The following is a 13814-nucleotide window of genomic DNA, read 5'->3' as shown; positions in this document are numbered from 1 at the left end:
TCAGGCATTCAGTTGTTTAAGACTTTTTAAAGGGTAGACATCAAAACGCACCGCCTTGCCCTTGATGGCAACGCCCGGCTCGCGTCCGGCCAGCGGTGGTGCTTTCAGGGCGCGCTTTACAACCACTCGATACTCAGCACTTGCCAGCGCGGCATCCAGCAAGCGACTGTCCTCATCACCGTGTCCCAGCAGATGCTGGAATAACTGCATATCTTTCTTGGCGAGAGCCGATTTACCTGAGGCGGCAAACATCGGATCAAGATAGACCACATCGGCCCGGTGCTGCGCCAGATAGTCAGCGGCATCGGCGGAATTCAGCGACAGCCGTCCGGCGGCTTCCGCATCCTGCAGTTTCAGTCTATCGATGGCATTTTCCAGCAGAGCAGCAACAACCGGGTTTTGCTCCACCATTGTCACAGCCAAACCGCGACCTAACAGAATGGCGCTGTCGCGACCAAGCCCGGCTGTAGCATCAATCACCGCAAGTTTGACCGAAAGATTGCCGGTAACCGCTTTAATTAGAAGCTCCGGCCCCTGCCTTCTTTGCTGCAAGGCCCGGACAAAATCCACGGCAACCGGGTATTCGCGACTGCCAGCCCGGCCCAGACTTAAAACGTCTTCTTTCCAGTAAAGGCAGAGACTCCCTGCCTCTAGAGATTGGTCTTCAGGCAGTATTGTTAAGCCAAGGCGTTCTGCCAATGCCGCACAGGATGGCGGCACTGTCTCGGAGCAGATAAGAAATTCAGGAGCGGAAGCGGATCTGGAAGCGTTTGCCATCGCGTGGCTGGCCCAGGAAGTCGACAAATAATTCAAACAGCGGACCGGGTGGTGGCTCGGCGCTAAGATCTACCACCGCTCGCCCCTGCAAGGTGAGCCTGACCGTACCATTCAGACGCAAACTGTTATCAGGCTCTATGGATATCAACACGCTGCCCTTGTCGCAGGACAAGCGGCCGGTGATATCACTCATGGCGGGCAACTCTGCCCCCTGAAAGTCCGACAGTGTCAGCGCACCGTCCAGTTCGGCGCAGCGACCGTTTTCAATCACGCCCTGTTCCAGCGAGAGCGCCAGCGCGGCATCGATTCCCAGCCCCGGCAAGCCCGTTAAGGGACGCAGCTTTTCAAACCGGGACTGGGCTTCCAGCGCTGACAGTTGCAGACGTGTGTCGTTGCCCCCCACATGAGCACTGGCTGCCACTGGCGCCTTTACCGCTACGGCCAGTGGCGTGCCCTGAAACAAGCCCAACAGCGAAGGGCTCGCGCTTACCTCACTCACGCGCACACCGTTTATTTGCAGCCAGTCAGATTGCACGCTCAACAATGACCCGCTCAATGGCGCATGACTGACCCCAGCCGGCAACGGTACCAGACGCGTAATCAATTGCGCGGGAAAGGTCATCGGCAAGGCGACAAGCAAGGCAACGACAAAGGCGAGTAATGCACGCTTGACCGTCACAGGGCGGCTCCAAGGGTCATTCGAACTGAAACATGTCCTGCTTGCGGCAGCTGGCCCATGGTCAACGACTCAATGACCAGCCCCTGCTCCTGTAACTGATGCAGAAAACGCAGGAGGTTTTTATATTCCGCATCGGAGAAAAACACGTTAAAACGCTGATCACCACCTGGCTCCATACGCGACAGGGACAGACCCAACGCTGCTGCGGTGCGGGTAATCGACTGTTCCGGCGAGCCGCCACTGCGGCCCGTCGACTGCCGGCCACTGCGCCGATAGCCTTCAATTTTTGCTGCAGCGCCCTGCATCCATTCCAGCGTGCGCTGACGCGATTCAAGTCGCTGCTGTTCGCTGCTTCGCCAATCCAGCAGGGGCTGCCAGATCAGTGCCCAGACTATCAGCGGAATTCCGATAATTACCGCGCCAAGCACAATCTGACGCTCGCGCGGCGTTCGCCCGCTCATGCGCCAATCGATTTGATTCAGTCTCTCGTTCAGGTTCACGAGCCACCCTCCCGGTTCAAGCTGAGCTGTCCGGCAACGCGCTCACCATTCTGGCGAAAGGTCCCTCGACTGACCGCAATGCCCTGGCCCTGCAGCGCATTGCTGAAACTATCTATGGCGCCGTAGTTGGCTGCATCAACGGTCAAGCGCAAACTGCCGCCATCCGCCTGATAAAGCAGCTGGCTAATTTGAATGTCGGACTGTCCGCTGAAAGCTTGTGCCACCGGCGCCAGCAAGGTTAGCAAACCGCCATCTGTTTGCTGGCCCTCAAAGGCATTGAGCTGGCTTTTCATCTGGCTGCGGGCATTTACAACGCGACGCGCCTCCGGAAACGTTTTGCGATACAAGTCCTCAGCGGCCTGATCATACTGGTCCGCCTGCGCGCCGAACTGCATGGCACCGAGTGCCAGCCAGAGCCAGTGCAAACCCAACACCAGCAAAGCGGCAATCGCCGGCCAACGCATGAGTGCAAGCGCATCCTTGAACGGGTCGTGCAGTGCGAAGGCGCCCTGACAGAGGTTTATACCCTCACTGCGGCGATGACTCGCCAGCTTCTCAAGCTTGCTGCGCGCACTGTCATCACAAGTCAGCCGCGTCAGTTCTGTGTCATCCTGCGACTGCAAAGCCAGCCAGTCTTCGGCCAGCGCGGTTTCCAGTGTCGCAGCCGCGCTGGGCAAGTTGGCAATCATATGCTCTGGCATCGACAGCAGGACACCGGGTTTCAGCAAGGCATAGTCCGGCATCACAGCGCGAACCCGCAGGCCGGAGTCCTGCAGAAAGCGGTGCCAATCCGCCATGCGCTCGCGCTCGACTACCCAGACACGACAAGGCTCGTTGGCGCGGATACGCTCATGGGTGAAATGCACTGCGTCGAGGTCACAGCTAAGACGGTCTTCAATCTGGTAAGGCAGGGCCGCCGTGGCGGCGGCTCCCGCTACGGGCAAGGAGACGCTGAACTGCACAACGTCTTCACCCGGCACCAAAACGGTTACCGGTGTCTGCCGACTGAGGTTGCGCAGGTGCTCGAGGTCAGCGGGCAGGCGGCCGTGTTCGGTGGTACGGCCGTCTTCGCGTAGCAACCAGTCACCCTCGTTGTCACCGCGCAGGGCCAGTATCAGGTCGGCGCTCAAAACAATTCTCCATATCGCCGCGCAACGAGGCTGGCTTTGTTGTTATCGAGTTTCATCAGGGACTGCAGGTTGAACCGCGTGTCGAAGTATAAAACGTTAATTGTGGCATGAAAGAAGGCGGACTGAACAGCCAGCGTTGTGCGGTAGTCTTCGGGAATCTCTTTATCGACCAGCAGCGGATCATCCAGCAATTGGGCTACACTCTCCCAACCATTTTCCGGCCGCTGCTGCAGCATTTGCCGCGCGTCTTCCGGTGTAATGGTGCCGTTGAGCAAAGCCACCAATAGCGGCGCTTGCTCAAGCCGCAGGGTATTCACGTTCACGGCGGAATCACTGACCGGGAGAACGCACAGCATGTCGTCGAGCAGCGCCTGTTCTTGAGCACTCAACTCCACCATCAGATTCAACTCACTCAAGCTGACCATCAAACGGTTAGCGGTCTGCAGTGGCTGATCGCGATCGCTGTACACCAAGTCCTCTGCGCCATTCAAACCGTGGGGCTGAAAATCACTGTCGAGCCAATCCTGTATGCGCTCGCGCAAGAGTTCAGCGCGCGGGCGTTCAAAACCCACCTGTTCCAGCAACAGAACAAACTGCTGCTGGCTCGCCGTTGGCGCAGGCTCCGCCTCACCTGGTGTGCGAGATACCAGCAGATTGTTGACGTTAAAGCAGGCCTGCGCGTCACGGATATTGCCCTGCAGCATGCCCCCGTCGATAGGAAACACTGCATCCTCGGTTGCCCAGGGCTGACCGCGGTGTACCGGTTTACCCGTTTCCAGTTGTTCAAGCAGCACCCGCGCCAGTTGCTCCCCGCCCAGACTGTACCAATAGGCCTGGGTGTTCTGGCGCTGATTGTCGAGGCGTTTGACATTGAAACGTAGCTGCTCGGTAATCTGCACCGCGACAATCGACAGCGTCGCGACCACCAGCAGAACGAAGATCATTGCCGCTCCCTGCTCAGCCCGCCTCATCGACACCTCCGGTCAGCAAGATAATCAGTTCCACCACACCCCAGCGCTTGGTTTCCAGCCGCAGCGATACGGCCTGCGGTAGCGATGCGACATCACCGAGACCGACACTCTGTTCAGGCGGCCACTGGCGCTCCCATTTTTCACCTGAGAAAAACCCAAAGCTGGCGTCCACCACATCGCTGGCCAAGCGCTGTTTGCGCCAGCGGGTCGTATCCACAGGGTCTGGCACCGCCGCGCTGTACCGAATCAGCTCACCGTCTTCAAGGGCATAGCGAACCCGCTCAAGGCTGCTGACCAGCGTTTCCCCCGGCAACTGACGGCGACCATCACGGGTAAATTCCAGCAGAAACTGCTCACCTTCGGCAAAGCTTTGAATCGCGACCGTCTGCCGTTCACCGTAAAGATCCCGCCCCTTTCGATTCAGGGTCTGCTCTAGGTCTCTTCGCACCAAGGTCAGCGACAGACCCAGCTCTTCGAGGTTGGCGCTGCTACTGCGCAGGTGCTTCTGGTTTTCCAGCGACGAACCCAACAGCGTGCTAGCCAGTACCGCCAGCACCGCCAGAATGGCAATGGCGATCAGCAACTCGATCAGCGTCAGACCACGACTTTTACGGCGGGAAACTTTCATGGCCCGGGCTTCCCGACAAAGGCGCTAAGACTAGCCAGCGGTGGCTCATCCGCATCGTCTCTGACATCGAGATCAAGGCGCAGAATCGCGTCGGTATCGGTCTTGGAAACCTGCAATTCCCAAAGGTATTGGTAGGGCCCCTGAACCGCTTTGCCGTTGTCGTTGGCGATGCGACCTTCCAGCTGAGCCAAGGCCATCTGGTTGTGAGCCAAGAGCATGGCAAACTGGCGACGGGCCAGCTCGTCCACATGGGACGCGCTGCTGCCAATCACTTTTGCCAGCGACACGGCACCCACCGCGAACAGCAGCAGAGCCACCATAATTTCCAGCAGGGTAAAACCTCGCTGTGGGCGAGTCAGACTGGGCATCTCAAGCCTGCGGCTCCAGCGTCAGCGTATCGGTGACGGTAAATTCCGCCTCGCGCTCACGGTGGGTAATCAGTAATTGAAAGGGGGAGACCTGTCCATCGTTGGTAAACAGAATCTGCGGCGCCTCGTAGTCTTGGGACAGATCCAGTCGCTGCGACCCGGTTTCCAGAAACATGGGGAATTGAGTGGCTTTTTCCTGCAGGGAGGCAAGGCGTCTGTCCGGCACGCTATCCCAGCCCTCTGCACCGCGTCGCAGTAATTCGGGGCGGCCTTGGCGCCAGACAATGCCGTGAGTTACACCACTAAAGACGGCTTCCTGTCTCGCATAGCGAAACAGCGAGACCATACGCTCCGCCATGGTACGTACATCGCGCTGACCATTGTCCGAGGGCAGGGTCAGAACCGCGACGGTACTCAGCAGGCCGATGATCAGCACCACCAGCAAAATTTCCAGCAGGGTGAGTCCCCGCTGGCGGCTCAATAAGATCTGGCGGGAATTACCAGTTGCCGATGTCACTGGCCAGATCCTCTCCACCCTCATCGCCATCGGCGCCTGTAGAGTAGAGATCGAAGGGCCCGTGCTCGCCCGGTTGCAAGTACTGGTACTGATTACCCCAAGGGTCCTGCGGCAGGCGTTTGATATAGCCGTCACTGCGGTAATTGCGAGGCTCCGGTGACGAAGTCGGTTTATTCACCAGCGCATCCAATCCCTGATCGGTCGTCGGATAGGTGTGGTTATCGAGCTTGTACATGTCCAGCGCCTGCTCCAGCATGGCAATGTCGGCACGGGCTTTTTCAACCATGGCCCGATCCTGGTTCTGCAACACATTGGGCGCCACGATAGACACCAGCAGACCGAGAATAACGATGACGACCATGATTTCCAGCAGGGTAAAACCCGCGGCGCGATGTTGTCTGACTGTATTCACACTCACCTCTTGATTCTCAATGCGTTAAAAACCGGAAAGATTATTCAGCTGCAAAATAGGCAGCAGGATGGCCAACACGATGGTGACCACGACCAGCCCCATACCGACGATCAGCAGCGGCTCCAGCAGGCTGGTCATAATACTGACCCGCGCTTCAACCTCGCGGGCCAGGTTATCGGCCGAGCGCCGCACCATGGTATCGAGCTCACCGCTCTGCTCACCGCTGGTAATCATATAGACCGCCATCGGCGGCAACTCGTTCATCTGCTGGAGGGCAAAGCTGAAGCTCTTGCCCTCGCGGACATCATTGGCAACCTGAGCCATGCCTTCCTGCAGGTGCAAATTGTTGAGCGTGCCCAAACCTACCTTGATGGCTTCGATCAGGGAAACTCCGCTCGCCAACAAAATGCCCAGCGTATGCAACATACGCGCAGAATCTACCGACAGCAGAACGTCGCCTACCACCGGCAAACGCAGCAAGCGTTTATGCACCCGCTTGCGACGACCTTCGTCTTTCATCCACCAGCGCCCGGCCAGCATTAAAAGACCCAGCAGCACCAGCGCATGCATCCAGTAATTGGCCATGGCTTCACTGATAGTAATCAGTATCCGCGTCAGCAGTGGCAAGGTCTGACCGTAGTGATCAAACTGGGCCACCACCTTGGGCACTACGTAGACCATCAACACGCCAATAACAAGAATCGCAACCACGGTCAGGGCAATGGGATAGACCATGGCCTGAGTGACGGTGGAGCGCAATTTCTGCGCATTTTCGGTGTAATCCGCCAGTTGATCCAGCACCTGTCCGAGATCACCGGACTGCTCACCGGAAGCCACCAGCGAACGAAATACCGGCGAAAACACCCGCGGAAAGTCGCGCAGTCCATCGGCCAGGCTGTGGCCTTCCAACACGCGCGAGCGCAGGCTCATTACCACCGATTGTAGCCGGCGATGACGCGTCTGGCGCGCGGTGGCGTGCAGGGCTTCTTCCAGCGGAATACCGGATTGCACAAGGGTTGCCAGATGGCGAGTAAATAGCGACAGGTCGTTAACGCTGACACTCTGAAACAGGGAAAAACCTGCATCTGAACCGGACTGTTTTTTTCGAGATTCGCTAACCTCGACCGGGATCAGTTGCTTTTCGCGCAGCTGAGCCCGGGCTAAGCGGTCGGAGTCTGCCTCGAGAATGCCGCGCTGGCGCTTGCCGCTGGCATCCAGCGCCACATAATCATAGGCCGGCATCGTCGGAATCCTCGCGCACGCTGCGCAGCACTTCGTCAATGCTAGTGACGCCTTCGAGCACCAAGCGGCGACCCTCACTCAAGAGGCGCGTCATTTGCCCCCGCGCCGCATCAACAATCGCCTGCTCTCCGGCGCCATTGTGGATCAGCTCGCTGACTTTCCGGTCTACGGTGAGCAGTTCGTAAATACCGCTGCGACCGCGATAACCGGTGTGATGACAGGATTCGCAACCACGCGCCAGATAGGCGGTACTGCCAGTAAGGTTACGGTCCCCCAACAGGGCGGCTTCCGCCTCATCCATCGGGTGAGGTTCGCGGCACTCACTGCACAGGCGACGCACCAGTCGCTGGGCCAGAATACCTTTCAGACTGGAAGAAATCAGATAGGGCTCAATACCGATATCGACCAGACGGGTAATCGCACCAACGGCGTTGTTGGTGTGCAGGGTCGACAAGACCAGGTGACCGGTCAAACTCGCCTGCACAGCAATCTCGGCGGTTTCGCCATCGCGAATCTCACCGACCATCACTACGTCTGGATCCTGACGCAGAATCGCCCGCAAACCGCGCGCAAAGGTCATCCCAACTTTGCTGTTTACCTGCGTCTGACCGATGCCATCGACCGCGTATTCGATCGGGTCTTCGACGGTCAGAATATTCCGGATGCGATCATTTAGCAGCTGCAGCCCTGCGTACAGCGTGGTGGTTTTACCGGAACCCGTCGGGCCGGTGACCAGAATAATGCCGTTCGGGTTTTTCAGAAGCTGGGTGAATTTTTCAAGGGTACCCTTCGGCATCCCCAGATGAGCCAAGTCAATTCGCGCCGCCTGTTTGTCTAACAGACGCATCACAACGCGCTCACCGTAACTGGAAGGAATCGTCGAGATCCGCACATCCACCGAGCGCCCGGCAATCTTCAACGATACGCGCCCATCTTGTGGTACGCGTTTTTCCGCGATATCCAGCTTTGCCATTACCTTGATCCGCGACACCAGTAGCGGTGCCAAGCGGCGGTTGGGACTGAGCACTTCCTGCAGGATGCCATCTACCCGCAGGCGCACGGACATGGTTTTTTCGTAGGTTTCGATATGAATATCCGACGCGCCGAGCTTCAGAGCCTCTGCGAACAGGGCATTGATCAAGCGGATAACCGGCGCGTCGTCCTGGGATTCGAGCAGATCCTGCGACTCGGGTATGTCCTCAATCAGCTTGTCGAGATCGACTTCGTTGCTGATATCGCCAATCGCTTCCATACCCGCGGCACCGGACTGCTGCTGATATTCCGCGTTGATTTTTTCCGCGAGAATCGCCGCGTCACAACGCTTGGCCGTCAATGGTCTGCCCAGCGCGCGACGCACTTCGGTCAGGGCTTCCGGCGGTGTCTGCTCGCAGATCAGCAGGGTGCAGGTCTCACCGTCATCTTCCAGCAAGACCTGATGTTTTTTGGCGTAGGTATAGCTCAGCATGGCGCTGCCCTATTCCTCTGGCTGCGCTGAGGGATCTATGTCGGCTTCCAGCTCTGGCATCACACCGGCCGGTGAAGGATCCAGCCCAGTCCAAGCCGGCAAAACGGGCGCTTTCGCCGCCGGGAATAGATTGATACCACCCTCATGCATCATGATTTGCTGGGCGCGAATGTAGTTGTACTTTTCCGACGACAGACCGCGCAGGGTCTCGGAATCGCGCACGATAGTCGGACGAATAAAGACCATCAAATTGCGCTTAACTTTCTGGGTACGATCCGCGCGGAACAGACGCCCGATAATGGGCATGTCACCCAGTATCGGCACCTTCTCGGTAGATTCCTGAATGTCATCATCAATCAGGCCGCCCAGTACAATCGTCTGGCTGTCGTTGACCAGCACCGAGGTGCTGATGGTTCGCTTGTCGGTAATGATGTCAGAGGCCGACAGGCCGCTCAGCGACGACACTTCCTGCTCCAGACTCAACTGCACCGCGTCACCTTCATTAATCTGCGGCGTCACGGTCAGCTTGATACCGATTTCCTGACGGGTAATGGTCTGAAAGGGATTACTGTTGTTATTGCTGGCAGTGGATCCGGTGATGACCGGCACTTCACTACCCACCAAAATCGAGGCTTCCTGATTGTCGAGGGTCAAGAGGCTTGGGGTCGACAGAATATTGGACTCGGTATCGCTTGCCAATGCGGTCATCAGCGCGGCAAAGCTGAAACTGTTATCACGGATCTTGCCTACGCCCAGTGATACCCCTTGCAGGCTACCGAGGGCACCGGCGAGGACTTCACCACCGGCACTCGCAGCCGTTGCCACATTGTAGATGCCGGCTGGCGCAGTGGAACCAAAGTTAATTCCGCCGATGGGTGCGGTACCGTTCGGATCGCCGCGGAACAGCCACTGCACGCCGAGTTCTTTCGCCCGGCGGTCGGTGAGCTCGATAATGATAGCTTCTACCAATACCTGAGCGCGGCGAATATCGAGGCTGCTGATCACTTCCGCCAGATTGCGAATAATGTGAGGGCTGCCCGACAGCACGATAGCGTTAGTCTGCTCATGGGCCTCGATATTGATATTGCTCTTACTGGCGGATTCCTTCTCGCCTTCCTGCTTAAGCATGGCCTCGCTGACACTTTTCAGCACCGGCACCATTTCTTCTGCCTTGGCGTAGCGCAGGTAGTGCACACGCACGTTGGAGGAGGTTTTGACTTCACTGTCGAGGTCGCGGATCAGTCGTTTGAGATAGGCCCGTGAATTCTGGTCACCAAAAATAACCAGCGTGTTCGTGCGCAGATCAGAGGTAATAATGGGCTTGGGTGTGCCCTGCTCTTTCGCCTGATCGTTGATGAGCTTGGTGAGAATACGCTCAAGCTCTTTGGCAGACGCATTCTGCAGCGGCACCGTTTCCATGGACTGGGAATCCGCCTTGTCTACCTGCTGAATAATCTGCAACAGACGGCGCACGTTGGATTCGCGGTCAGTAATCAAAATAACGTTGGAGGCACTGTAGGGCGTGATCACACCCGTACGGTTATCGATCAGTGGTCGCAGGGACGGAATCAGTTTATCGACATCGACATTCTGTACCTGAACAATCCGGGTGATGATGGATTCGCTCTGCTGGGACTCATCACCTTCAACCTGAACAGGGATGCCCTCGATCTTGGCCGCCTGATTAGGAATAACCTTGAGAATGCCGCCGCCCATATCCACCACGGCAAAACCGCTGACGCCGAGCTGCAACAGAAACACTTCGTATAGCTCTGATGCACTCAGTTCGCGAGGGCTCTTGATGTTTACATCACCCTTGACGCGATCATCCATAATGATGGTTTTGTCGGTCAGCTTGGCAACCGTACTAATGAACTCGCGGATATCCACACCGCGCATATCGAGTTCAAAGGTCTCCTCGGCCACTGCGGGCATTGGAAGCAAAGCAACACTCAGGGACAGAACCAGAACGCTGCCTGCCCGCCGGAAAATTTTCATCATAGATTCAGTCTTATAGTCTGCTGCTGCCCGTTGCGGCGGATTTCCACCTCGACGGATTGGCTGTTGTTGACGGAGTTTAACAGATCGCTCACCGGCGCTTCACCCACCCGCAGGCCGTTGATGGCGGTCACCACATCACCCGCCTCAAGGCCGAGCTGACCAAATAGGCGTTTGTCTCGACCGGCCTGTACGCGGAAGCCCACAGTCTTGCCGTTTTCGACATAGGGCTGGGCTGAAATATAACGGGTCAATCTCAGGGGGTTGCTGTTAAGGGTCTGCCTTGGATCACCGACCAGACGGCGAATGGAGGGATCATTGAGATTAACCGTCTTGCTGTTAGTACTACTGCGCTGCACCACGCGGATATCATCGCGACCGCTGCGCTGGCGGAGCTTTTCCAGCTCGATTTTTTCATTGCCGCTGGCACGGGAAATGATCACGTACTCCGGCGCAACCGCAGCCAGCGTGATAGTCTCACGCACATCCAGCTGGTCGCCCACTTTGTAGGCGTGTTCGCGACCATCGTGCTTAAGAATGGCAACACCGGTCTCGCCGCCAGCCACCACGCCCATCAAAGTAATACGGAGGTTACTGCGCTTAACATCTTCAGTTAGCGGCGCGGCCACAGCAGTTTGAGTCGCCTCACCGAAAAGTGGAACTGCAAGCAGCGCATTGAGATCATAGGCTGCAGGCTCCGGCGCCGAGACGGCAACCGGAGCGGCAGCGCTCTGATCGACTTTCGCTGGCGTGAACAACAGTACCAGCTCCCAAATCACCAGCGCCGCCAACCAACCGGCGAGCGCAAATAGCAGCGTGCTCGCAAGCGGAATATAGCGTTGAACTGTTTGCATAAAACCTGTATCTCTTACCGGCACCGGCTCATTAGGCAGGAAAAACCGGGCCCCTTTGGCGGCCGATTGCTGGCAAGCATCACAACATCGGCCGATTATTATAAAGTGCGATTGTGAATTTTCCGTTACTATACGCGCTCCAGCACCGCAGTACAGCCCTATGAACGCCCTGATCACAGTCTTGTCCCGCGTCCCTATGCCACTTTTGTATGGCCTGGCCGCCTGCCTCAGGGTGCTGGCCTTCAATATCATCGGCTATCGACGCAAAGTCATAGATAAGAATCTCCGCATAATGTTCCCGGATGCCCCGGAATCCGAGCGCAAGCGTATTCGCCGGGATTTTCAACGGTATTTCAGCGAAGCCGCCATCGAAACCCTGAAGGGTTTCAGTATGAGCGAAGAGGAATTGCGCCAGCGGGTCACGGTCGAAAACCCGGAACTACTCGCGCCCTATATAGAGAAACAGCAGTCCATGCTGATTCTCACCCTGCATCAAACCAATATTGAGTGGCTGGTAGGCCGCATCTGTCTGGCTCTACCCTGCCCAGTAGCAGGCGTCTACAAACCTCTGCACAACGAAAAGATGGATCGTTTAGTCAAAGCCGGCCGCGCCCGCTTTGGCAAACCAGTGCCCATGAAGCAAGTTGCCCGGGAAGTACTGCGCCAGCGCAAATCCTTTCGCGCCATGCTGCTGGCGGCCGATCAATCACCCATCAGCCGGGAAAAGCGCTTCTGGCACCCATTTTTCGGTGTGCCGGCCCCCTTCTACTACGGCCCCCAAACCATTGCTGAAGCAGGTCAGTCAGTAGTGGTATTTGTCCACCCTCGCCGAATCAGCCGCGGCCACTACAGTATTCGCTGGGAAATCCTCGCAGAGCCGCCCCATGAAAACGGCGGCACAGACATTCTCGAGCGTTTTATCGACGCTTGCGAACGCTCTGCTCGCGAACAGCCCGAAACTTGGTGGCTCAGCAACAAAAAGTGGAAAAAACCCAAGCCCTGGGAAGAAGAGATATCGCAGCAAGCCTGAGCCGCTCCCCGCGCTATGGCCAGTTCAGGCAGATCTGCTAGAATCGGCGCCTTCTTTTAACCTCCATGCTGCCGCCCTGCCAATTCACGGGTGAGCGGGATGTTTTGCTGCAGTCAGCACGACACGGGACACCACCATGAGCCTTGCCGACACCGTTTTGGCGGTCAACAACGATCTGCCCATCCGCACCGATGCGCCAGTGCATAGCGGCAAGGTCCGCTCTGTTTACTGGCTGACTGAAGCGGACAGCCGCCGGCTGATTCAGGAAAAGGGCTACAACGTCGCGCCCGACGCCCCGCTGGCCATAATGGTGATCAGCGACCGGATATCAGCCTTTGAATGCATATGGCACGGTGAGGGCGGCCTGCAGGGCATACCCGGCAAAGGCGCCGCGCTGAACGCCATTGCCAATCACTGGTTCGGCCTGTTTCGCGAGGAAGGTCTGGCGGACAGCCATATTCTGGACATCCCCCACCCCTTTGTCTGGATCGTGCAAAAAGCGCGGCCAGTGATGATCGAAGCCATCGCCCGCCAGTACATCACCGGCTCCATGTGGCGTGCCTACGCCAAAGGGGAAAGAGAGTTTTGTGGCATTGCAGTGCCGGATGGCTTGCAGAAAGACCAGAAGCTCCCAGAGCTGCTGATCACACCGTCCACCAAGGGCATTCTGAAAGGACTGCCCGGCGTACCCGAACAGGATGACGTCAATATCACCCGGCGCAATATCGAAGAGCATTTCGGCGCTTTCAACTTCGCCAGCCAAGACGATATCAACGTATACGAAAAACTGTTGAGCGAGGGCTTTGCGGTCATCAGCCGCGAGCTAGCCAAGCTCGACCAGATTTTTGTGGATACCAAGTTTGAGTTTGGCTACGTCACTGACGCGGCCGGCAACGACAAGCTGATCTACATGGATGAAGTGGGCACACCGGATTCCTCACGCATTTGGGACGGTGCAGCCTACCGCAACGGCAAGATTATCGAGAACTCCAAGGAAGGCTTCCGTCAGCTGCTGCTGAACCACTTCCCCGACCCAGACATTCTGCTGAATAAAGACCGCATGGAAGAGCGCTATGCGCTGGCCCGGAACAATGCCCTGCCGGAATCAGTCATGCTGGAAGTGTCGAAAACCTATGTCGACATTGCGGAAAAAATTACCGGTGAAAAGCTTGTGCTGTCAGATAACCCCAAGGCCGAGATTATCGATATTCTGCGCGACCAGTTCGACCTGATTGCCTGATTT

At 57.2% G+C, this 13814-nt stretch carries 15 protein-coding genes; 2 read left to right on the top strand and 13 right to left on the bottom strand.

Annotated features, from left to right (window positions below):
- The 13 genes from FHR99_RS11630 to gspC are packed head-to-tail and all read right to left on the bottom strand — an operon-like array spanning position 1 to position 11541.
- On the bottom strand, positions 1-699 hold the full coding sequence (locus tag FHR99_RS11630; protein ID WP_183410843.1) for a class I SAM-dependent methyltransferase: 699 nt from the start codon (positions 697-699) through the stop codon (positions 1-3).
- 43 nt (positions 700-742) lie between these two features.
- Positions 743-1456 carry a type II secretion system protein N gene (gspN, locus tag FHR99_RS11625; protein ID WP_183410842.1) on the bottom strand — a complete coding sequence of 238 codons (714 nt, stop codon included), beginning with the start codon at positions 1454-1456 and terminating at the stop codon, positions 743-745.
- Positions 1453-1956, bottom strand: a complete 504-nt coding sequence (gene gspM / locus FHR99_RS11620; protein ID WP_183410841.1) for a type II secretion system protein GspM — start codon at positions 1954-1956, stop codon at positions 1453-1455. Before gspM ends, gspN begins: the two co-directional genes overlap by 4 nt.
- The gene (gene gspL / locus FHR99_RS11615; protein ID WP_183410840.1) at positions 1953-3086 is read right to left on the bottom strand and encodes a type II secretion system protein GspL; all 1134 of its coding nucleotides are present in this window, start codon (positions 3084-3086) and stop codon (positions 1953-1955) included. The genes gspM and gspL overlap by 4 nt, the downstream gene beginning before the upstream one ends.
- Positions 3083-4057 (bottom strand): type II secretion system minor pseudopilin GspK, encoded by a 975-nt coding sequence (gspK, locus tag FHR99_RS11610; RefSeq protein WP_281388651.1) that lies wholly within the window; start codon positions 4055-4057, stop codon positions 3083-3085. Before gspK ends, gspL begins: the two co-directional genes overlap by 4 nt.
- Complete coding sequence (gene gspJ / locus FHR99_RS11605) at positions 4044-4685, bottom strand: type II secretion system minor pseudopilin GspJ (protein WP_183410838.1); 642 nt, start codon at positions 4683-4685, stop codon at positions 4044-4046. The genes gspK and gspJ overlap by 14 nt, the downstream gene beginning before the upstream one ends.
- Positions 4682-5053: a type II secretion system minor pseudopilin GspI gene (gspI, locus tag FHR99_RS11600; protein ID WP_183410837.1), complete on the bottom strand. Its 372-nt coding sequence runs from the start codon at positions 5051-5053 to the stop codon at positions 4682-4684. The genes gspJ and gspI overlap by 4 nt, the downstream gene beginning before the upstream one ends.
- A 1-nt stretch (position 5054) precedes the next feature.
- A complete protein-coding gene (gene gspH, locus FHR99_RS11595; protein ID WP_183410836.1) occupies positions 5055-5570 on the bottom strand; it encodes a type II secretion system minor pseudopilin GspH in 516 nt (171 codons plus the stop codon).
- Positions 5551-5982: a type II secretion system major pseudopilin GspG gene (gene gspG, locus FHR99_RS11590; protein ID WP_343067544.1), complete on the bottom strand. Its 432-nt coding sequence runs from the start codon at positions 5980-5982 to the stop codon at positions 5551-5553. The genes gspH and gspG overlap by 20 nt, the downstream gene beginning before the upstream one ends.
- Before the next feature lie 24 nt (positions 5983-6006).
- Entirely contained in the window at positions 6007-7224 is a 1218-nt protein-coding gene (gspF, locus tag FHR99_RS11585; RefSeq protein ID WP_183410835.1) for a type II secretion system inner membrane protein GspF, read from the bottom strand.
- Positions 7211-8689 carry a type II secretion system ATPase GspE gene (gene gspE / locus FHR99_RS11580; protein WP_183410834.1) on the bottom strand — a complete coding sequence of 493 codons (1479 nt, stop codon included), beginning with the start codon at positions 8687-8689 and terminating at the stop codon, positions 7211-7213. The genes gspF and gspE overlap by 14 nt, the downstream gene beginning before the upstream one ends.
- A 9-nt stretch (positions 8690-8698) precedes the next feature.
- Positions 8699-10690, bottom strand: coding sequence for a type II secretion system secretin GspD (gene gspD, locus FHR99_RS11575; RefSeq protein ID WP_246386772.1), 1992 nt, complete (start codon positions 10688-10690; stop codon positions 8699-8701).
- Positions 10687-11541 carry a type II secretion system protein GspC gene (gene gspC, locus FHR99_RS11570; protein ID WP_183410833.1) on the bottom strand — a complete coding sequence of 285 codons (855 nt, stop codon included), beginning with the start codon at positions 11539-11541 and terminating at the stop codon, positions 10687-10689. The genes gspD and gspC overlap by 4 nt, the downstream gene beginning before the upstream one ends.
- Positions 11542-11701: 160 nt before the next feature.
- On the opposite strand from gspC, the gene FHR99_RS11565 reads away from it, so the two are divergent.
- A complete protein-coding gene (locus tag FHR99_RS11565) occupies positions 11702-12571 on the top strand; it encodes a lysophospholipid acyltransferase family protein (RefSeq protein ID WP_183410832.1) in 870 nt (289 codons plus the stop codon).
- A gap of 136 nt (positions 12572-12707) precedes the next feature.
- Positions 12708-13811 (top strand): phosphoribosylaminoimidazolesuccinocarboxamide synthase, encoded by a 1104-nt coding sequence (locus tag FHR99_RS11560; RefSeq protein WP_183410831.1) that lies wholly within the window; start codon positions 12708-12710, stop codon positions 13809-13811.
- The last annotated feature ends 3 nt before the right edge of the window (positions 13812-13814 follow it).

The organism is Litorivivens lipolytica, from assembly GCF_014191715.1.
GTDB classification, from domain to species: Bacteria; Pseudomonadota; Gammaproteobacteria; order Pseudomonadales; family Spongiibacteraceae; genus Litorivivens; species Litorivivens lipolytica.
This window is presented reverse-complemented; position numbering and strand designations above follow the sequence as displayed.

Excerpts from the sequence above, each read along its gene's own strand:
- gspC (WP_183410833.1), bottom strand. The coding sequence starts at position 11,541 with ATGCAAACAGTTCAACGCTATATTCCGCTTGCGAGCACGCTGCTATTT.
- FHR99_RS11565 (WP_183410832.1), top strand. The coding sequence starts at position 11,702 with ATGAACGCCCTGATCACAGTCTTGTCCCGCGTCCCTATGCCACTTTTG.
- gspK (WP_281388651.1), bottom strand. The coding sequence starts at position 4,057 with ATGAGGCGGGCTGAGCAGGGAGCGGCAATGATCTTCGTTCTGCTGGTG.
- gspD (WP_246386772.1), bottom strand. The coding sequence starts at position 10,690 with ATGATGAAAATTTTCCGGCGGGCAGGCAGCGTTCTGGTTCTGTCCCTG.
- gspF (WP_183410835.1), bottom strand. The coding sequence starts at position 7,224 with ATGCCGGCCTATGATTATGTGGCGCTGGATGCCAGCGGCAAGCGCCAG.
- FHR99_RS11560 (WP_183410831.1), top strand. The coding sequence starts at position 12,708 with ATGAGCCTTGCCGACACCGTTTTGGCGGTCAACAACGATCTGCCCATC.
- gspJ (WP_183410838.1), bottom strand. The coding sequence starts at position 4,685 with ATGAAAGTTTCCCGCCGTAAAAGTCGTGGTCTGACGCTGATCGAGTTG.
- gspE (WP_183410834.1), bottom strand. The coding sequence starts at position 8,689 with ATGCTGAGCTATACCTACGCCAAAAAACATCAGGTCTTGCTGGAAGAT.
- gspI (WP_183410837.1), bottom strand. The coding sequence starts at position 5,053 with ATGCCCAGTCTGACTCGCCCACAGCGAGGTTTTACCCTGCTGGAAATT.